At 72.5% G+C, this 19,933-nt stretch carries 13 protein-coding genes; 8 read left to right on the forward strand and 5 right to left on the reverse strand.

The features are described from left to right. The first annotated feature begins 66 nt into the window (after window positions 1-66). The 3 genes from J2X59_RS02535 to J2X59_RS02545 are packed head-to-tail and all read left to right on the forward strand — an operon-like array spanning window position 67 to window position 3,556. Window positions 67-1,059, forward strand: coding sequence for a carbohydrate ABC transporter permease (locus J2X59_RS02535; protein WP_066652333.1), 993 nt, complete (start codon window positions 67-69; stop codon window positions 1,057-1,059). Then, entirely contained in the window at window positions 1,056-2,000 is a 945-nt protein-coding gene (locus J2X59_RS02540) for a carbohydrate ABC transporter permease (protein ID WP_209683910.1), read from the forward strand. Before J2X59_RS02535 ends, J2X59_RS02540 begins: the two co-directional genes overlap by 4 nt. Next, window positions 1,997-3,556, forward strand: a complete 1,560-nt coding sequence (locus tag J2X59_RS02545; protein WP_326495593.1) for a glycoside hydrolase family 32 protein — start codon at window positions 1,997-1,999, stop codon at window positions 3,554-3,556. The genes J2X59_RS02540 and J2X59_RS02545 overlap by 4 nt, the downstream gene beginning before the upstream one ends. Window positions 3,557-3,626: 70 nt before the next feature. On the opposite strand, the gene J2X59_RS02550 is transcribed toward J2X59_RS02545, so the two are convergent. Together J2X59_RS02550 and J2X59_RS02555 are read right to left on the reverse strand one after the other, a co-directional pair. Further along, window positions 3,627-4,484 carry a formate/nitrite transporter family protein gene (locus J2X59_RS02550; RefSeq protein WP_326495594.1) on the reverse strand — a complete coding sequence of 286 codons (858 nt, stop codon included), beginning with the start codon at window positions 4,482-4,484 and terminating at the stop codon, window positions 3,627-3,629. 55 nt (window positions 4,485-4,539) lie between these two features. Next, the gene (locus J2X59_RS02555; RefSeq protein ID WP_326495595.1) at window positions 4,540-6,303 is read right to left on the reverse strand and encodes a discoidin domain-containing protein; all 1,764 of its coding nucleotides are present in this window, start codon (window positions 6,301-6,303) and stop codon (window positions 4,540-4,542) included. 224 nt (window positions 6,304-6,527) lie between these two features. Here J2X59_RS02555 and J2X59_RS02560 point away from each other — a divergent pair, with 224 nt between their 5' ends. Continuing rightward, window positions 6,528-11,954 (forward strand): discoidin domain-containing protein, encoded by a 5,427-nt coding sequence (locus tag J2X59_RS02560; RefSeq protein WP_326495596.1) that lies wholly within the window; start codon window positions 6,528-6,530, stop codon window positions 11,952-11,954. Between the two features lie 44 nt (window positions 11,955-11,998). Here the strand turns inward: J2X59_RS02560 and J2X59_RS02565 are convergent, their stop codons facing one another. Genes J2X59_RS02565 through J2X59_RS02575 form a run of 3 tightly spaced genes read right to left on the reverse strand, consistent with a single transcriptional unit; the run spans window position 11,999 to window position 14,789 of the window. Beyond that, complete coding sequence (locus J2X59_RS02565; protein ID WP_326495597.1) at window positions 11,999-12,970, reverse strand: D-alanine--D-alanine ligase family protein; 972 nt, start codon at window positions 12,968-12,970, stop codon at window positions 11,999-12,001. Next, window positions 12,967-14,112 (reverse strand): alanine racemase, encoded by a 1,146-nt coding sequence (gene alr / locus J2X59_RS02570; protein ID WP_326495598.1) that lies wholly within the window; start codon window positions 14,110-14,112, stop codon window positions 12,967-12,969. Before alr ends, J2X59_RS02565 begins: the two co-directional genes overlap by 4 nt. Next, on the reverse strand, window positions 14,109-14,789 hold the full coding sequence (locus J2X59_RS02575; protein WP_326495599.1) for a M15 family metallopeptidase: 681 nt from the start codon (window positions 14,787-14,789) through the stop codon (window positions 14,109-14,111). The genes alr and J2X59_RS02575 overlap by 4 nt, the downstream gene beginning before the upstream one ends. 88 nt (window positions 14,790-14,877) lie before the next feature. Here J2X59_RS02575 and J2X59_RS02580 point away from each other — a divergent pair, with 88 nt between their 5' ends. The 4 genes from J2X59_RS02580 (at window position 14,878) to J2X59_RS02595 (ending at window position 19,834) form a co-directional block, all read left to right on the forward strand. After that, window positions 14,878-15,576, forward strand: coding sequence for a response regulator transcription factor (locus J2X59_RS02580; protein ID WP_326495600.1), 699 nt, complete (start codon window positions 14,878-14,880; stop codon window positions 15,574-15,576). After that, window positions 15,573-16,688, forward strand: a complete 1,116-nt coding sequence (locus J2X59_RS02585; RefSeq protein ID WP_326495601.1) for a sensor histidine kinase — start codon at window positions 15,573-15,575, stop codon at window positions 16,686-16,688. Before J2X59_RS02580 ends, J2X59_RS02585 begins: the two co-directional genes overlap by 4 nt. 47 nt (window positions 16,689-16,735) lie before the next feature. Continuing rightward, window positions 16,736-17,440 carry a 5'-methylthioadenosine/S-adenosylhomocysteine nucleosidase gene (gene mtnN / locus J2X59_RS02590; protein ID WP_251160560.1) on the forward strand — a complete coding sequence of 235 codons (705 nt, stop codon included), beginning with the start codon at window positions 16,736-16,738 and terminating at the stop codon, window positions 17,438-17,440. Between the two features lie 444 nt (window positions 17,441-17,884). Beyond that, on the forward strand, window positions 17,885-19,834 hold the full coding sequence (locus J2X59_RS02595) for a potassium transporter Kup (RefSeq protein ID WP_326495602.1): 1,950 nt from the start codon (window positions 17,885-17,887) through the stop codon (window positions 19,832-19,834). The last annotated feature ends 99 nt before the right edge of the window (window positions 19,835-19,933 follow it).

The following is a 19,933-nucleotide window of genomic DNA, read 5'->3' on the forward strand; positions in this document are numbered from 1 at the left end:
CCCCACGGCCGTCGGCGCCTGCACGCCGCGACGACACACCCCGACAACGAAGTGAGGTGACCCCTCGTGCAGCAAGTCCTCAGCGTCCTCGTCTCCGTCATCGGCGGACTGGCCGTCTCGTTCCTGATCTACCTCGGGCTGAACTTCCTGGTCTCGAAGACGCACGGCAAGTGGCACGGTCGACTGCTGCCCTACGTCTTCATCGGGCCGGTCCTGCTCCTCCTGCTCGTCTTCCTGGTCGTCCCGACGGTGCAGACGGTCATCCAGAGCCTGCAGAAGACGGACCAGTACGGGCTGACGTCCTTCGGCGGCCTCGACAACTACGTCTCGCTCTTCTCGACGCCGTCGTTCCTGTCGACCCTGTTCAACAACCTGCTCTGGATCATCGTCGTCCCGGCGGTGGTGGTCGTGATCGGCCTGCTCGTGGCGACCCTGGCGGACCGCCTCGGGCCGAAGCGCGAGAAGACGTTCAAGTCCCTGATCTTCCTGCCGATGTCGGTGAGCTTCATCGCGGCCGCGTCGATGTGGTCGTTCGTGTACGCGTACAACGCACCGGGACAGCCCCAGGTCGGACTGCTCAACGGCATCTGGACCGCGATCACGCACCAGAACCCGATCCCGTGGCTGCAGAACGACTTCCTGCGCATGAACAGCTTCCTGCTCATGGCGGTCGTGATCTGGCTGAACGCCGGCTACGCGATGGTCCTGCTCTCCGCGGCGATCAAGGCCGTGCCCGAGGAGACGATCGAGGCGGCACGCATCGACGGTGCCAGCGAGCGGCAGGCGTTCTTCCGCGTCATCGCTCCCCAGATCCGCACGACCATCATCGCCGTCGGCATCACGGTCCTCATCACGGTGATGAAGATCTTCGACATCGTCTTCGCGATGACCAACGGGCAGTTCGACACGAACGTGCTCGGCGTCGAGTTCTACTCGCAGTTCTTCGCGTTCAACAACCCCGGGAAGGCGTCCGCCGTGGTCGTCATCCTCATCCTCGCCGTGGTGCCCGTCATCGTGTACCAGGTGCGGACCTACCGCGAACAGGAGGCCCTCCGATGACCGAGATCGTCCCGGTGGCCGGTGCCCCGGAGATCGTCGCGACGAAGCGCGAACGGGTCACGAAGACCAGCGCCGAGCAGCGTCCCCGCGTCCTGCTGAGCATCGTCATGGGCGTCATCGCCGTGCTCTGGATGGTGCCGGCGATCGGCCTGCTCGTCACGAGCTTCCGCACGACGACCGCCGCCCAGAGCACCGGGTGGTGGACCGTCTTCGGGAACCTGTTCGGCACGGAGTGGACCCTCGACAACTACTCGAACGCGCTGACGGGGGCGACCTCGGGGACCGGGCAGAGCCTGGCGGCCGAGTTCCTGAACAGCGTCGCCGTCGCGGTCCCGGCCACGATCCTGCCGCTCATGATCTCCGCGTTCGCGGCCTACGCGTTCACGTTCCTGCAGTTCCGCTTCAAGGAGTTCTACTTCGCGGTCATCGTCGGGCTGCTCGTGGTGCCCGTGCAGATCTCGCTGATCCCGGTCCTGCAGCTGTACAAGACGATCACGCAGGCGACCGGGCTGCAGATCACCGGCACCTTCCCGGCGGCGTGGATCGTGCACTCGGCGTTCGCGCTCCCGCTCTGCATCTACATCCTGCGGAACTACATGTCGACGCTCCCGGTCGCGCTCATCGAGGCCGCCCGCGTCGACGGCGCGTCGCACTTCCAGATCTTCTGGCGGCTCGCGGTCCCGATGTCGGTGCCGGCGCTGGCGTCGTTCGCGATCTTCCAGTTCCTCTGGGTCTGGAACGACTACCTCGTCGCGTACATCTTCATCGGCAACACGAACCCCGTGCTGCAGCAGGGCCTGCTCGGGCTGCTCGGACAGTACGGGTCGGGCTGGAACCTGGTCGCGGCCGGCTCGTTCATCGTGCTGATCGTACCCCTCGTGGTGTTCCTGTCGCTCCAGCGCTTCTTCGTCCGTGGCCTCACCGCGGGGTCGGTCAAGTGAGCACGGAGACGGCGACGCAGTCCGATGTGCCGGCGACGGAGCGCACCCGGACCGAGCCAGCGGCCGACGGCGCCACGATCCGGCGCCCGCGGCGGCACTTCACGCCCGCCCGCAACTGGATGAACGACCCGAACGGCCTGGTCGTCCACGACGGCCGGTACCACCTCTACTTCCAGCACAACCCGGACGGGATCGACCACGGCACGGTCGGCTGGGGGCACGCGTCGAGCACCGACCTGCTCACGTGGACCGAGCACGAGGTGGCGCTCGAGGCCGACGCGGACGGGCAGGTCTTCTCGGGCTCCGTGGTGTTCGACGCGGAGAACACGAGCGGGCTCGGATCGGCCGAGCAGCCGCCGCTGGTCGCGATCTGGACGCAGGCGGCCGAGACCGAGCAGTCGCAGGCCCTCGCCTCCAGCACCGACGGCGGGTACCGGTGGCGGAAGTACCCGGGGAACCCGGTGCTGCGCCGCGGCTCCGCCGACTTCCGCGACCCGAAGGTGTTCCGGTACGAGGGCACGGACGGACCCTGCTGGATCATGGTCGCCGTCGAGGCCCAGGATCGCCAGGTGCTCGTGCACCGGTCGACCGACCTGCGCACCTGGACCCTCGTGTCGACCTACGGTCCCGCCGGTCCGGTCGGCGGCGTCTGGGAGTGCCCGGACCTCTTCCCCCTCACCGTCGACGGCGACCCCGACCGCGTGGTCTGGGTGCTGCTGGTCAGCCTCAACCCCGGCGGGGTCGCGGGCGGATCCGGCACGCACGTCGTGCTCGGGCAGTTCGACGGGGAGCGGTTCGTCCCGGACGAGCCGCTCCCCGCCGAGACCCGGTCGCCGGACGGGTCCTGGCGGCAGCAGTCCACCGAGGAGCTCGCGACGTACCGCTGGCTCGACCACGGTCCCGACTCGTACGCCGGCGTGACCTTCTCCGGCACCGGCCTCCGAGACCGGACGCTCGTCGCGTGGATGGACAACTGGGACTACGCGAAGGACCTGCCGACCACGCCGTGGCGCGGCGCGATGACCGCTGCTCGGGCCCTCGGTCTGACCGAGCGGGACGGACGCCTCGAGCTGGTGCAGCGGATCGTCGGCCCGACCGGTGCCGTGGACACGGTGCTCCGTCGTGACGACGACGCGGCGAGCACCCACGAGGTCCCGGGACTCGTCCGCGTCGAGGTCGTGATCACGCTGCGCGGACCCGACGGTGTGGTCCGGTTGGAACTCGACGACGCCGACGGCCGACGTCGGCTCGGCCTGCGCTACGACGCCGCCGATGCGTCGCTCCGGCTCGACCGTCCCGCCGTGCCGGGGCTCCCGGCGTCGTTCGGACGGCACGTGGCGTCGACGGTGCGACCGGAGGGTGACCGCGTCGCGCTCACCCTGTGGTTCGACGAGTCGTCGGTCGAGGTCTCGTCGGGCGCCGGCACCGGCTCGATGACGGCGCTGCTCGCCGGGTCGGCGACCGACGCACGCCGTCGCCTGCTGGTGGACCCCGGGCCGCACGCGGTCACCGTGACGGCATCCGCCGACGCGGACGAGGCGACCCCGGTCGGCTGACCCGATGCCGTCCCGGACGGGAGGCCCGTGGCGACGCCGCCACGGGCCTCCCGTCCGGCACCCGGTCCGGTCAGTGCGTGGTGCCCCGCTCCTGCTCGCCCGTCGCGCGGTCCGGTGCGTCCGGCGCGTCGTGCCGTCGACCGCGCAGCAGGTCCGCCGACCGGATGAGGCGCAGCGACGTCACCAGCACGACACCGCCGAGCACGTTGAACACGAGCACGTAGCCGAACCAGGCGGCCCACTGGCCGTACGTGATCGACGCCCCCGCCTGGACGGCGCCGAAGACCAGCAGCGAGTCGAGGATCGAGTGGAAGAGCTGCAGACCGGCCAGCAGGAAGCCACCGGCGACCGCTGCGACGAGCTTCGCCGGGTCCGAGTCGGTGCCCTGCTGCATGCGGGTCACGAGGGTGATCGTGCTCCCACCGAGCACGGCGAGCACCGCGGTCTGCAGTCCGAAGGGGGCGTCGACGTAGTGCCGCGCGGACTCCTCGAGCACCGTGTGCCACTGCGGGAACGCCTGGACGACGAGCCACATCACGACCCAACCGCCGGCGAGGTTGCTGACCAGCGTCCCCGCCCAGAGCCGGACGAGCTGCCACACCGTTCCCTCCCGGGCGACGAGCGCCACGATCGGCACGAGGAAGTTCTCGGTGAAGAGCTCGCTGTGCGCCAGGTACAGCGCGACGAGCCCGATGCTGAAGGCGAGGCCCGCGAGCAGGTGGCTGTCGGTCTCGTGCAGGACGGCCAGGTACCCCATCACGCCGAGCCCGATCTCCAGGCCGCCGGCGAACCCGGTCGCGAGCACCACCCGCAGGGTCCGCTGCAGGCGTTCGGCCCCCTCGTCGACCACCGCGTCGAAGGACTCCTCGATCTCGTCCTCGACCGGGGCGTCGTTGTCGCCGACCTCGCGGCGTCGTTCGTCCGTCACCGGTCCGACGGTAGCCCCGGACCCGCTGGGAGCCGACGACGGTGCGGTTCCGGGCTCAGCGGACGCGCACCGACGTCGTGCCGATGCCGACGTTGCCGTGCCCGTCGAGGGCGTAGACGGTGATCTTCCAGGCACCCGGGGCGGTCGGGGCGCTGATCCGCAGGGTTCCGTCGGCGGCGCGGACGACGGGCGTCGGGCGCTGTGCGCCGTTGCCGTCGAGGTACCGGCTCGACGTGGCAGCGCGCCACGTGACGGCGTCCCCGTCGGGGTCGGTCGTCGGGGCGGTGATCGACAGGGTCGCACCGGGCGCGACACCGGAGGACGGGGTCACGGTGGTGCTCCCCACGTCGGGCGGTCGGTTGCCCGCGACCGTCCCGCGGTACGCCTGCTGCACCGCGTACCAGGACGCCCGCTTGAGTCCGCCGGTGCGCAGGTTCAGCCACACGCCGGGCTCGTCGTCCTCGACGCCGTAGTGGAACATCGTCGCGCCGAGGGCGACCCCCGGCGCTGCCGTCACCGCACGCCACGCGTCGGTGTACGCCTGGGCCGCGGCGGTGTCCGTCGGCTGACGCGGGACGCCGTTCGCGTCGGTCGGGACCTCCCACGAACCCGCGGGGCCGGTCTCCGTCACCAGGTAGGGCTTCGTGTAGCCGCCGTCGCGCCACGCCTGCTGCACCCAGCCGATGCCGCCGTACGAGTTGACCGCGTAGAGGTCGAGGCTCGGCGTGTACCGGTGGTAGTAGCTCCAGGCACCGGTCCAGGCGTCCGTGGAGGTCACCGGGTGGGACGGGTCGACGCGGTGGATCGCCTGCACGACCCGCTCGACGTACTGCGCGTACGCGACGCGCTGCGCCTCGCCCTGGCCGAGCATGACCTCGTTGCCGACGTCCCACACGAGGACCCCGCCGTGATCGCGGTACGTCGTCACGGTCCTCGTGATGCTCGCGAGCGTCGCGTCCTTGTACGCGGAGTCGTGCACGTAGTCGACGCCCTGGTCGAGCCAGAGCCCGGCGACGACCCGCATGCCCCGCGCCCGCGCGGCGTCGAACAGCTGCGCCGAGGACGCATCGGTGCCCCAGGTGCGGACGGTGTTGACGCCCATGGCGCCGACGTCGTCGAGGTACGTCGGCGCCTCGGCGTTCGACGGGCCGTACGTGACGCCCCGGACGAGCCAGGGCTTCCCGTCGACGGTGAGTTGCCAGTTCCCCTGCGTGCCGGTGACGCGCACCCCCGCCGCCGGCATCAGCGTCGGGGTCGGCATCAGCGGCGGGGTCGGTGTCGGCGTCGCGCTCGGTGTGGTCGTCACCGGTGTCCCGTAGACCCGGAACTCCCACAGCGAGTAGCCGTGACCGGTCGCACGCTGCACACCGAGCATCCGGACGTACCGGCCCGTGCCGGACACCGCCTTGCGCTCGACACCGCCCCTGCCGGACGAGGTACTTGCGAGGGTGCTCCAGGTCTTCGCGTCCGACGACACCTGGAGCCGGTACGCCTTCGCGTACGCCGTCTCCCACCGCAGGTCGATCCGCTCGAGTCGCGCCGCCGCACCGAGGTCGACACGCAGCCACTGCGCGTCCGACCGCGCGCTCGCCCAACGGGTGCCCGCGCGTCCGTCGACCGCCATCTGCGGACCACGGGACGCGGCGTCGCTCGACGAGGCGACGGCCGGGCGGCCCTTCGAGAGCTGAGCGGGTGCGGCGCTGGCCGCCGGTGCCCGGACCGTCACCAGCACCACCGCGAGCAGGACGACGGCGACGATGGAAGCGATGAGTCGGACGGCCGTCGTGGCGGTCCGGCCGTGGGTGGTGGTGACGCGCATCGGGCCCCTTCCGATCGAGACCCGGCAACCGTACGGAAGCCGTCGGAGTGGGTCAACGGGCGGGCGTCACCCCAGTCCGAGGGGACGAGCGAGGCGGGCCGTCACCGTGCCTCCAGGACGGATCCTCACTTCTGCTGACGTCGGTGGCGAGGCTGCCGACAGAGATCCTTGCGACCCGACGCACGCACCGCCGCCGAACCTCCGCCCCCGGAAGGGACCCCTCCGTGCACCTGGTCCGAACCGTCGTCGTCACGCTCCTGCTCGGCGGGCTCTCGCTCGCGCCCGTCGCCGCCGCGGACCTCGCGTCGGCGAGCACCCTCCCGACGGTCCTGCCGGACCCTGCCGCAGGGACCGGTTCCGCCGACCTGGCAGACCCGCCGGTCGACCGGGCCGCCGCATCCGCTCCCGGTGCTGCCGGCCCGCAGGTCGACGGCGTGCGCGTCGGGGCCGGCTCGTACGCGCCGACGCCGCCGGCGGAGATCGCGTCCGTCGCCGACGTGCGGAAGACCGTCGACCAGCACCTGTACGTCGACCCGTCGCAGGCGGGGAAGCCCGTCCCCACGAACCAGTGGTGGACCGACCTGCTCGTCAGCAGGTACTCGGGCGACATGTGGGCGTACCCGTTCGTGTCGTCGAACAGTGCGCAGGGGACGAAGCTCACGTACCCGACGTCCTGGAACGCGGACGGCACCGCGATGCGACTCGACGCGCCGGTCACCGTGGGCGGCACGGTGGACCCGACCCCGGACGCCTCCGACCGGGTGCTCGCCGACTTCGAGGACGGTCTGCCCGACGGGTGGACCACGACCGGTGATGCCTTCGCCGGGACCTCGTCCGGGACCGCGTCGGGGCAGAGCGCCGTGTCCGGCTGGCTCGGTGGTGGGTTCGTCGACTCGTTCACCGACCGCGACGGCGACGGCGCGACCGGCACGCTCACCTCGCCGGGGTTCACGGTCGACCGGTCGACCCTCGCCTTCCTGGTCGGCGGGGGCCGACACCCCGGGGCCGAGGCGGTGCAGCTGCTCGTCGACGGCGAGGTGGTCGAGGAGGCGACCGGCGCGGACAGCGAGGAGCTGCGCTGGACGACGTGGGACGTCAGCGCGTACCGCGGACGGACGGCGCAGGTCCGGGTCGTCGACTCGCTCCGTGCCGGGTGGGCGCACGTCCTGGTCGACCAGGTGCTGCTCACCGACGCCCCGGACGGCATCGCGGAGCGCTTCACGACGGCGTTCTCGGTCGATCGGGCCGACGCCCTGCGCTGGGGCGACTGGAACGTGAGCTGGCGGATGCCACAGGCCGGACCGGGCGGTCAGTACATGGACGTGACGAGCGTGCAGGGGTCGCCGTACGAGTGGTTCGAGTTCCACGGCATGACCCCGCGCATCACCCTGCAGGACGGCGCCGCGCTCACCGACGCCGACGGCCGCGGACTCACCGGGACGATCACGACCGACCGCTTCGAGATCCGGCAGGACGGGCACGTGTTCGGGGTGCACGCACCCACCGGCACCACCTTCACCCGCTCCGGGAACGTGCTCGAGGCGTCCGCGGGCACCCCCTTCCTCGTGCTCAGCGCGGTGCCCGAGCAGGGGCTGACGCTCGACGACCTGCACCGCACGGCCTTCGCCGTCCCGCGGGACACCCGGATGGACTACTCGTACGACCCCGCGGCGGGTCAGGTCGAGCAGCGGTGGTCGCTGCAGACCGACGTGCTGCAGGGCTCGGACCACGACACCGTCCAGGGCTGGCTGCAGCACCAGTACGCCGAGGCGACGCACGACCTGTCGTTCACCGGAGCCACGTACGCGACGCCGCGCGGCACGATGAGGACGACCGTCGGGCACGACGGCTGGACGCTGCGGTACGCCTTCAGCGGGCTGACCCCGATCGGCGCCGAGCCGACGAGCACGGGCGACGAACCGTACCGCGAGGAGGTCATGCGGCAGTACCTGTCGGACTACGCCGCGAAGGAGACCTACGGCGGCGACACCTACTGGGGCGGCAAGGACCTGCAGCAGCTCGGCGCGTACATGAGCGTCGCGGACCAGATCGGCGACACCGAGGACGCCGACCGGATGCGGGCGACCCTCGAGCGCGCACTCACGGACTGGTACACGTACAGCGAGGGCGAGCGGGAGCACTTCTTCGCGATGTACCCGACGTGGAAGGCCCTCATCGGGTTCGGCGACTCGTACGGGTCCGCCCAGTTCAACGACAACCACTTCCACTACGGCTACTTCACACTCGCGACCGCGCTGCTCGGGCGGGCCGACCCCGAGTGGGCACAGCGGTACGGCGAGATGGCGAGCCTGGTCGCGAAGCAGTACGCGAACTGGGACCGGGACGACGAGCGCTTCCCGCACTTCCGCACCTTCGGCGTGTGGACCGGTCACTCGAACGCCGGCGGTGTGTCCTCGCCGGGCGGCAACAACCAGGAGTCGTCGTCCGAGGCGATCCAGTCCGAGGCCGGGCTGTTCCTGCTCGGGTCGGTGCTCGGTGACGAGGACATGCAGGCAGCCGGTGCGGTGCAGTACGTCACCGAGCGTGCCGCCGTCCGCGACTACTACCAGAACGCCCACGGCAACCCGGCGTCGGCGGTGTACGACGGCGACGGCGCGTTCCCCGAGGCGTACGACGCGGCGCAGGCGGGCATCCTCTTCGACTCCGGGCAGGCCGAGGCCACGTACTTCTCCGGCGACCCGGCGTGGATCTACGGGATCCAGTGGATGCCGACCGCGCCGTGGTTCACGTACTTCGGGTGGGACCCGGACTTCTCGAAGGCGATCATGCGGCAGATGATGGCCGCCCGGGGCGAGGTCGTCGGTCAGGACGGCGTCGTGGACGGCAACGCCGGTCGCGTGCAGATGCTCACCAAGAAGTGGTGGGGCGTCGGCACGTACGGGGACGTCGCGATCACGCGGGACCGGCCGGCGGCGATCGGCGAGCTGCAGGACGCGATCCGGGCCGTGGAACGGAACCACCCGGGCTACGCGACCGCGAAGACCGCGACGAACCCCCTGTACGACCGGTCGACGGACACACTGTACGTCTCGGTCGACGACGACGGCTCCGTGGTGTTCCCGTCCCGGTGGTGGACACCGGAGACCCTGCCGGCGGCACTCGTGCCCGCGAAGCTCGACGGTCCGACGGCGGACCGGCAGCCGGGGGAGTGGCCGGAGCCGTCACCGCTCCTGCCGTTCCTCGTCACCGACTACCGGGCGGACCCCGACACCATCGGCCGGCTGTACGGCGTCGACCTGACCCACCACCGCCCGGGCGCCGACACCGCCCGCGCGGCCGCCGTCTTCAGCGAGATGGGCGATGCGCTCGGCAACGTCGTCCTCGGGTTCCTCGCCCAGTACGACCCGGACACCTACGCCGACGTCCACGCGGCGCTCTGGGAGGCGCAGGACCCGACCGTGACCGGGCAGTCGATGGCCGGGATGGTCTACCACCAGGCGATGTCGAACCGCACCGTCGGGCACGAGGTCACCGACCGCCACACGTCGAACCCGCTGAGCCAGGTGTTCCGCGCCGCCGACGGCACGTACTCCTACGTGATCGACAACGTCGACGACGTCCAGCACACCTACGACGTGTACGCGGGGCAGCGGGTCGTCGGGCAGATCGCGGTGCCCGCCCGGACGCAGATCACGTCCCACCTCGATGCCCGACTGGCGAAGGTCGTCGTCGGGACGGAGGGCGACCCGCGCACGCTCGCCCCGGGCAGCACGACCGCGTTCACCGCGACCGGCTACGACCAGTACGGCGCGACCATGCCGCTCGACGACGTGCGGTGGTCGACCAGCGCGGGGACGATCGACCAGGACGGCACCCTGCACGCGGCAGCCGCGGCGGACGAGGCGTCCGTCACCGCGACCGTCGGTGGGGTGTCCGACTCGTACGACTTCCGGGTCGCACCGGCACCGGTGCTCACCGGCATCGCCGTGACGCCCGGCACCGCCCGTGCCGTGGTCGGCGACCCGGTGACGTTCTCCGCCGAGGGCCACGACCAGTACGGCGACCCGGCTCCGCTGCCCGCCGACGTCGCCTGGAGCACCACCGCACCCGGCACGGTCACCGGTGACGGGACCCTCACCACCACCGCGCCCGGCGCAGGCTACGTCGTGGCGACGGCTGGCGGTGTCGAGGGCAGTGCGGTCGTCTCGTCGATCGCGTCCGTCCCCGAGGTGGGCGTCGCCGCCGCCGTGGCGAGCTCGACCGACGGGGGCAACACCGCGGCGAAGGCCGTCGACGGGGACCCCGCCACCCGTTGGGAGAGCGTGCACGGCGTCGACACGGTGGACCTGACGCTCGACCTCGGATCCGCGCGGGACGTCGACTCCGTCCGGGTCACGTGGGAGAACGCCGCAGCGGCACGGTACGTCGTGCAGGTGTCCGACACGGACGACGGCCCGTGGCGGGACGTCAGATCGGTGTCGAACACCGACGCGACGGTCGACACGGTGCCGGTCGGTGCGACCGGCCGCTTCGTCCGGCTGCACATGACCGAGCGCCTCACCCAGTACGGCTACTCGGTGTGGGACGTGCACGTGACGGGGACGCCGACGGCCGCCGACGTGGTCGTCCGCGACCTGCTGGTCGCCCCCCGCAGTGCCACCGTGCTGCCCGGCGCCGCCGTCCGGCTCGCCGCGTACGGGTTCGACGCCGACGGGTACGGCGGACTGCTGACCGGCCCGGCGCAACCGACCTGGACCGCTGACGACGGCACGACGGTGAGCGGCTCGGGCACCGCGACCGTGCCGGAGCGCGGCGGCGTGACGACGACGGTCCGCGCCGACCGCGGTGGGGCGACCGGGCAGGCCGTCCTCACGACCCTCGACCAGGGCGGGGAGCCGACGGTCGCCCGCGACGTCGCCGTCGGCAAGCAGGTGACGACCTCGTCCGACGAGCGCGGTGACCTGTCCGGCGACGCCGCCGTCGACGACGACGACACGACCCGGTGGTCGAGCGCCGCGCGCGACGGCGAGTGGCTCGCCGTCGACCTCGGCGCGGTGGTGCCGCTCGACCGCGTCGAGGTGGTCTGGGAGGCTGCGGCGGCCGCGTCCGACCACGTCGAGGTCCGCGACCGCGCATCCGACCCGTGGCGCACGGTCTCGACGACGGCCGAGGGACGGGGCGGGACGGAGACGCACGACCTCGACGGCGTCCGGGCCCGCTTCGTGCGCCTGGTGGCCGACTCGCGCACGACCCGGTACGGCGTCTCGGTGTGGTCGTTCCGGGTGTTCTCCACCGAGGGCACGCCGACGCCGGACCTCGCCCGGCGCGCCGCGGTCTCGTCGTCCGGCGACGAGTCGGCAGGGACACCGGCGCGCCAGGCGGTGGACGGGGACCCGGGCACGCGGTGGGCGAGCGAGCACCGGGACGATGCCCGGCTCGACGTCGACCTCGGCGCGCGCCACGAGGTGCACGAGGCGACGATCCGGTGGGAGGACGCGTACGGCCGCGCCTACCGCATCGAGGGTCGCGACGCGACGACCGGAGCGTGGACGACCATCGCCACAGTCACCGACGGCGACGGTGGCACCGACCGGGTCCCGCTGTCCGGTACGTGGCGGCAGATCCGGTTGCAGGGTGTCGACCGGGCGACGCCGTACGGCTACTCGACGTACGCCTTCGAGGTCCGGTAGCGCGGGCGGGCGGCGGCGGACGACGTCGCCCGCCGCCCGCCCGGTCAGCCGAGTGCTGCGGCGAGCAGCTCGTCGACGAGCTCCACGTAGCCGAGGCCCACCGCCGCGTACATCCGCGGGACCTGCGACTGCTCGGTGAAGCCCGGCGCGGTGTTCACCTCGTTGAGCACCACCCCGTCACCGGTCACGAAGAAGTCGAAGCGGGCGACCCCGGCGCAGCCCAGGACCTCGTAGAGCAGGGCGGCTGCACCGGTGACCGCTGCGTGCTCGGCGACGGACAGGCCGGCCGGGACCCGGAACGGGGCGCTGCCGTCGTACTTCTGTTCCCGGTCGAAGACACCGCGCTCGTCGGTGGCGATCTCCAGTGTCGCGCCGCACCGCAGGACGCCGGACCGGTCGCGGAACAGCGCCACGTCGACCTCCCGCCCGGCGACGAACGACTCGACGAGCACGGTGCCGCCGGCGGAGCGCGCGTGCGCGATCGCCGCCGCCAGGTCGTCGTGCCGCCGGACCAGGGTCACGCCGTTGCTCGACCCGGCCGACGTCGGCTTCACCACGAGCGGGGGTGCGGACGGGACGGCCGCCGCTGCCTCGTCCGCCGACACCGCTGCCGCGACGCGCACGGCGGGCGCGGAGGCGATGCCGACCGCGCCGGCCACCGTCTTCGTCACCCACTTGTCCGCCGCGAGGGCGCCGGCTCGGACCGGTGAGCCGACGACGGGCACACCCACGAGGTCGAGCAGCCCGGCGACGGCGCCGTCCTCGCCGTGCTCGCCGTGGAGCAGCGGGAAGGCCGCGTCGCAGGACGTCAACCGGGCGACGGCGTCGGCCGGGGGCAGGAGCGACCCGTCCTCGTCGTGCCACGTGCCGTCACGGCCGACGGTCAGCGGGACCGCGGTGTGGCCGCCGGTGCGGAGTGCGACGACGACGGCCGCCGCGGAGGCCAGGGACACGTCGTGCTCGTCGTTCGCGCCGCCGCCGATCACGGCGACGCGGTGGTGTGGTCGGTCGGTCACGGGTGCTCCTCGGTGCTGGTGCTGGTGCTGGTGCTGGTGCTGGTGCGGTGTACGCGGGCGACCCGGCTGCCGATCCGCGTGACGAGCTCGTGCGGGATCGTCCCCGCCCACGCCGCCCACTCGGCGACGGTCGGTTCGCCGCCGACCCCGGGGCCGAACACGGTGACCGGTTCGCCCGGGGACGTGCGTTCGGTGCCGGTGTCGACGACGACGCTGTCCATCGAGAACCGCCCGACGACCGGACGCCGGCGACCACGGACCAGGACCTCGGCCCGGCCCGAGGCAGCGCGGGGGAGACCGTCGCCGTACCCGAGCGGCAGCAGCGCCAGGTTCGTCGCGGACGCGGTCGTGCTCGTCCCGCCGTACCCGATGCGGGTGCCCGCCCGCGCCGAGCGCGAGGACACGACCGCGGTCGTCAGCGACAGCGCCGGCCGCAGCCGGTCGGTCGTGCCCGAGGGGTCGATGCCGAAGAGTCCGGCGCCGATCCGGTGCAGGTCGAACCCGGCGCCGACGCCGGTCAGCGTGGCAGCGGTGGCCGCGAGGTGCACCGTGGACGGGGTCAGCCCGCGGCGACGGGCGGTCCGGACGGCGTTGCCGAAGAGCAGGCGTTCGCGGACGTTCTGGTCGTCCTCGGGGCGGTCCGCCGAGGACATGTGCCCCATCACGCCGACGACCCGGACCGCGCCGGTGCCCTCGGCCTCGCGCGCCAGCGAGCACAGCGCTGCCCAGGCGGCGGGCGCACACCCTTCGCGGGCCATGCCGACGTCGACGTGCAGGTGCACCCGTGCCGCGCGACCGACGGCGCGTGCCGCGACCACGACGGCGACCAGGACGGCGGGGTCGGCGACGGCGAGCGCGACGTCGGCGCCGACCGCCGCAGCGAAGTCCGCGTCCGGTGGGTTCAGCCAGCTCAGCACCGGTGCGGTCACGCCCTCGGCGCGGACCGCGAGCGCCTCGTCGACGCTCGTGACACCGACGGAGCCGGCCCCGGCCTCCAGGACGGACCGTGCGACCGCCCCGTGCCCGAACCCGTCGGCCTTGAGCACCGCCATCAGCCGTCCGCCCGTCAGGGCGGCGAAGAAGGCCGTGTTGGCGCGGATGGCGTCGTCGTGGACCGTCAGGAGCGACGCGGACGCGGTCACTGCTGCATCCGCGGGTCGCCGGTCGGGTCCCAGTACTTGCGGGGGCACCCGTCGGAGGGGGCGTCCGGCCGGAGCTCGAAGTGCCACGCCTCGTTGTCGTAGACCTGGCAGAGCCCGTACCGAGCGCCGTTGTCCTGCAGCCAGGTGGCCGCATCCCAGTCCCCGATGTCGATCGCCTCGCCGCGGACGTGCAGCGACGTCTCGGGCGTCGAGACCCAGCGCGCCGCCTCCTGCCGCGAGCCGTACTCGGCGACCGCGTCGTCGAGGAGTCGTTCCTGGAGCGCGGGGGAGCGCCAGCCGCTGTTCACGACGAAGCGCACACCCTCGCCCTCGGCCTCGCGGGCAGCGCGACGCACCGCGTCGAGCAGGTCCGGCTGCAGTCGTGCGACCGCGGGCAGGTCGTCGTCGAAGACCGACGCGCCGGACGGCACCTCGCCGGCGGCGGTTCCGGTGGCGGCGCCGGTCGCATCGTCGTCGTGTGTGCCGGCGGAGGCGCCGGTGAGGCCGTGCCCCGGTGCGCCGCCGGTCGCTCCGGGGCGGCCGGAGACGGCGGACAGCACGACGAGGACGACGGCGACCGCCGCGACGAGGGCGAGGAGGACGACGACCAGGACGGCCCCGGTTCGTCGCGGGCGTGCGGTGACGGGGACGGAGGGAGGAGCGGGACGGTGCTGCATGTCGACCAGTGCAGCGTGGACCGTGTCGTCGGAGCGTACGCGTTTCCGCATACGCTCCCGACACGTGCCGCCGCCTAGCATCGGTGCCGTGCGTGTGCTGATCCTCGAGGACGAACCCCTGCTCGCCGAGGCCGTCCGCGACGGCTTCCGCCTCGAGGCCATCGCGGCCGACGTCGCGCGGGACGGGGACGCCGCGCTCGAGCTCCTCGCACTGAACCGCTACGACGTCGCGGTGCTCGACCGGGACGTCCCCGGGCCGACCGGCGACGAGGTCGCCGCCCACCTGGTCGCGACCGACGCCGGCGTCCCGGTGCTCATGCTGACCGCGGCGGACCGACTCGACGACAAGGTCTCCGGCTTCGCCGTCGGTGCTGACGACTACCTGACGAAGCCGTTCGCACTGCGGGAGCTCGTGCTCCGCGTCCGCGCGCTGGCACGGCGGAGCGGCGAGCACCGCCCACCGGTCCTCGAAGCGGCGGGGCTGCGGGTCGACCCGTTCCGCCGCGAGGTCTTCCGCGACGGCCACCACGTCGCCCTCACCCGCAAGCAGTTCGCCGTGCTCGAGGTCCTCGTCCGCGCCGGTGGCGGGGTGGTGAGCGCCGAGCAGCTGCTCGAACGCGCCTGGGACGAGAACGCGGACCCCTTCACGAACGCCGTCCGGATCACGGTGTCGGCGCTCCGCAAGCGTCTGGGGGAGCCGTGGGTGATCGTCACCGTGCCGGGCGTCGGCTACCGCATCGACACCGACGGACCGCGTGCCGACGGTGTGACGGACGGCGGCTCGTGACCGTCCGTCGCCGCGGCGCCAGCGTGCGGGTGCGACTCGCCCTCAGCTACGCGGGGGTGGTGGTGCTCACCGGAGCACTGATCCTCGCCGTGGTCTGGGTCTTCCTCCTGCGGTACGTGCCCGTCGGGAACCTGGCCACGACCGACGGCTACGTCCCGGACCGTTCCGACCTCGTCCGTGCGTTCGTCCCCGCAGCGGCCGCGGTGTCCGTGGGACTCGTGGTCGTCGGGCTGGTCGGCGGGTGGTTCCTCGCCGGGAGGGTGCTGGCGCCGCTCCACCGGATCACCGAGGCCACGCGACAGGTCGCGGCCGGGTCGCTCGCGCACCGCGTCGCGCTCCCCGGGCGACGCGACGAGTTCCGCGACCTCGCCGACGCGTTCGACGGGATGGTCGGGCGGCTCGAGGCGTACGTGGCGGAGCAGCAGCGCTTCGCGGCGAACGCCTCGCACGAGCTGCGGACGCCGCTGGCCACGACGCGCGCGCTGCTCGAGGTCGCCGCCCGCGAGCCGGACCGCGACCCGGCCGGGGTCCTCGAACGCTTGCGGAACGTGAACGAGCGGGCAGTCGACCTGACCGAGGCCCTGCTGGTGCTCGCACGAGCCGGCCGGGAGCTCCCGGACCGCGAGCGGGTGGACCTGTCGCTCCTGGCGGACGAGGCCGTCGAGACCGTCCTGCCCCTCGCCGAGGCGCGGGGCATCGACGTCGAGCCCGTCACGGCGACGGCGTGGACGACCGGCTCGACGTCCCTGCTGCTCCAGCTCGTGACGAACCTCCTGCAGAACGCCGTCGTCCACAACGTCGGCCCGGGGCGGGACGGCTGGGTCCGCGTCACGACGGGCACCCGGCAGGGCGCGTCGGTCGTCGTGGTCGAGAACCCCGGTGCCGTCGTGCCGGCCGCGGTCGTCCCGACCCTCACCGAGCCGTTCCAACGGGTGGCCTCGCGGCGGCGCGAGGACGACGCCGGCGCCGGTCTCGGTCTGGCGATCGTCGCGGCGATCCTGACCTCGCACGGTGGCACGCTCGACGTCGCCGCACGTCCGGAGGGCGGTCTCGTCGTCGAGGTGGCACTGCCCGCCGCGGCGTCCCCGGCCGGGCCGTCCTCCGCCGCGTGAGCGCCGTCGTGCACGGGAGCCGAGCCGCTCCGTGCGAGGATCGGTCGGTGCAAGCAACGCCCGTCGCCGTCGTCATCGCCGCGATGACCGAGGAACTCTCCGCCGTCGCCACCCTGCTGGGTGGTGTCGTCATCGACGACGGGCCGGTGGGCGGACACGACGAGCACCACCTGCTCGACGTCGGTGGATCGGTGGTCGCCCTCCGCCGCAGCGGCATCGGGTTCACGAACGCGACGGCCGCCGTCGCGCACTGCTTCCACGACTTCGGCACCGTCCCGGTGCTCAGCGTCGGGACCGCCGGCGGGCTCATGCGCGGCATCGAGATCGGTGACGTCGTCGTCGGCGAGCACTACGTGAACATCAACGCGGACGCGACGGCGTTCGGCTACGCGCTCGGGCAGGTCCCCGGGATGCCGCCGCAGTACGCGCCCGACTCCCGCATGCTCGCACGCGCCGCCGCTGCTCGGACGCCGTACCGCATCCGATCCGCGACCATCGGCTCGAGCGAGGTCTTCGTCACCGAGGGTCGCGCCCGTGCGCTGCGCGAGGTCTTCCCCGCGGTCGCAGCGGTGGACATGGAGTCCGCGGCCATCGCGCAGTTCGCGCACGTGCACGACATGCCGTTCCTGTCGATCCGTGGGATCAGCGACCTGTGCGCACCGGACGGCGACGAGTTCCGGGAGCACCTCGACGACGCGTCGGCACGCGCAGCGCGCGTGGCGCACGACGTCCTGCTCGATCTGGCGGCCTGAGGAGGCGACCACCAGCGACCGCCACCGCCCACCGGACGGGAGGCAGGGCACCCGTCGGTCCCGCGCCTCCCGTCCGTCGGGCGCCCGTGTCGGACACGCGTGGCGGCAGACCGGGTGAGCGCCGGGTCAGCGACGCCGGCGGCTGGCGATCAGGCCGCCGAACACCAGGACGACCGCGATCACGAAGACGATCAGCTGGGCCGGTTGGAACCCGTCGAGGTCCATGGTGCACTCCTTCCGTGCGCGGGACGTCCGCGCTCGCATCGACCCGAACGGTAGGACGCGGTTCCTGTACGCGTCGAGGGGGCGGGGTACGACTCCTGCACGACAGCCGGTCTCCGCACACTCGTGCACGGTTGGGCGCCAGCCGAGTGCCTCGACGCTCCGCCGGTGCGATGATGATCCGCGGCCGTCGCCCGGACGGCCCGGACGGAAGTGACGAGCGTGACCGAGACCCGCTCCCCGGCGCCGACGAGCGACACCGTCGACGTCCCCTCGCACGGCCCGGCGAAGGGCATCGCAGCCCTCGCCCTCACCGCCCTCGGCGTCGTGTTCGGCGACATCGGCACCAGCCCGCTGTACGCCCTCCGCACGGTGTTCACCATCGACGGCGGCATCGTGAAGGCGAACCAGGAGGACGTCTACGGCGTCATCTCGATCATGTTCTGGAGCGTCACGATCGTCGTGTCGATCAAGTACGTGCTCGTGCTCATGCGCGCCGACAACGACGGCGAGGGCGGGGTCATGGCGCTCGCCGCACTGGCGCGCCGGCTCTACGCGAAGCGGCGCGGGGGCGCGACGGTCTTCCTGGTGATCGGCATCATCGGTGTCTCGCTCTTCTACGGCGACTCGGTCATCACCCCGGCCGTGTCCGTGCTCTCCGCGGTCGAGGGGCTCTCGACCGCGGCGCCGTCGCTCGAGCACCTCATCGTGCCGATCGCGGCCGTCATCCTCGTGCTGCTGTTCCTCGTGCAGCGGTTCGGCACCGGCAAGGTCGGCAACCTGTTCGGCCCGGTGATGCTGCTCTGGTTCGTGGTCATCGCCGCGGCCGGCGTCCCGCACATCGTCGCGCACCCCGGCGTGCTGCAGGGGCTCTCGCCGACCTGGGCGATCTCATTCCTCGTCGCCCACCCGTACATCACGTTCGTGGCGATGGGCGCGGTCGTGCTCGTGATCACCGGGGCCGAGGCGCTGTACGCGGACATGGGCCACTTCGGCCGTCCGGCGATCCTCCGCGCCTGGTTCTTCGTGGTGTTCCCGGCGCTCGTGCTCAACTACCTCGGCCAGGCGTCGCTGGTGCTGCAGGACCCCTCGGCGGCGAAGGACCCGTTCTTCCTGCTCTTCCCGGACGCCCTGCAGATCCCGGTCGTCGTGCTCGCGACGATGGCCACGGTGATCGCGAGCCAGGCGGTCATCTCCGGCGCCTTCTCGCTCACGCGCCAGGCCGTCCAGCTCGGGCTGCTGCCGCCCCTGACGATCCGGCAGACCTCGCGGGAGGAAGGCGGCCAGATCTACCTGCCGGCGGTCAACCTGCTGCTCTTCATCGGTGTCCTCGCGATCATGCTCGCCTTCCGGTCGTCGGCGAGCCTCGCCACCGCGTACGGGGTGTCGGTGACCGGCGCGCTGGTCGTGGACACGCTGCTGCTGCTCCTGGTCGTCAAGCCGCTCTGGCACTGGGCGACGTGGAAGCTCGTGCTGGCCGCGGTGGTCTTCGGCGGGCTCGAGCTGACCTTCCTGGCCGGTAACCTGTCGAAGATCGTGCACGGCGGCTGGGTCCCGCTGCTCATCGCCCTCGCGGTGATCACACTGATGACGACCTGGCGCCGGGGACGGCAGCTCGTGCAGGAGGAACGCAAGGAACGCGAGGGGTCGCTCGCCGAGTTCATCGAGCGCATCAACACGAAGCACGTCCCACGGGTCGAGGGCATCGCGATCTTCCCGCACCCCAACAAGGAGACGACCCCGCTGGCGCTCCGCGCGAACGTCGAGCACAACCACGTCGTGCACCGGACCGTGATCATCGTCTCGGTGCTCACCGCGAACGTGCCGCACGTGCCGCACGCCAAGGCGTTCTTCCGCGACGACCTCGGGTACGAGGACGACGGCATCGACCACATCACGGTGAAGTTCGGGTTCTCCGACGACCAGGACCTGCCGCGGGCCCTGCACGCCGCGTGCCTGGCCGAGGTGCTCGACGTCGATCCGGAGGCGATCGCCGGGGCGTCGTACTTCATCTCGCGCGGTGCGCTCCGACCGCAGGCCGGCAACCGCGGCATGGCGCGCTGGCGGAAGAAGCTCTTCGTCGGGTTGGCGCACAACGCGGCTGATCCGGCAGCGCGCTTCGGGCTGCCGGCACAGCGCACGGTGACGATGGGCAGCGACGTCGAGCTCTGAGCGCCGTCCCGGGCGGCTGAGCACCGTCCAGGCGGACGGCGTAGCGTCCGACGGGTCGTTCCGCCACCCGGGCTCCTGCGGCACCGAACGGAAGCCGCA

Source organism: Curtobacterium sp. 260 (assembly GCF_030803485.1).
Lineage (GTDB): Bacteria > Actinomycetota > Actinomycetes > Actinomycetales > Microbacteriaceae > Curtobacterium.

Excerpts from the sequence above, each read along its gene's own strand:
- J2X59_RS02540 (WP_209683910.1), top strand. The coding sequence starts at position 1,056 with ATGACCGAGATCGTCCCGGTGGCCGGTGCCCCGGAGATCGTCGCGACG.
- J2X59_RS02555 (WP_326495595.1), bottom strand. The coding sequence starts at position 6,303 with ATGCGCGTCACCACCACCCACGGCCGGACCGCCACGACGGCCGTCCGA.
- J2X59_RS02575 (WP_326495599.1), bottom strand. The coding sequence starts at position 14,789 with ATGCAGCACCGTCCCGCTCCTCCCTCCGTCCCCGTCACCGCACGCCCG.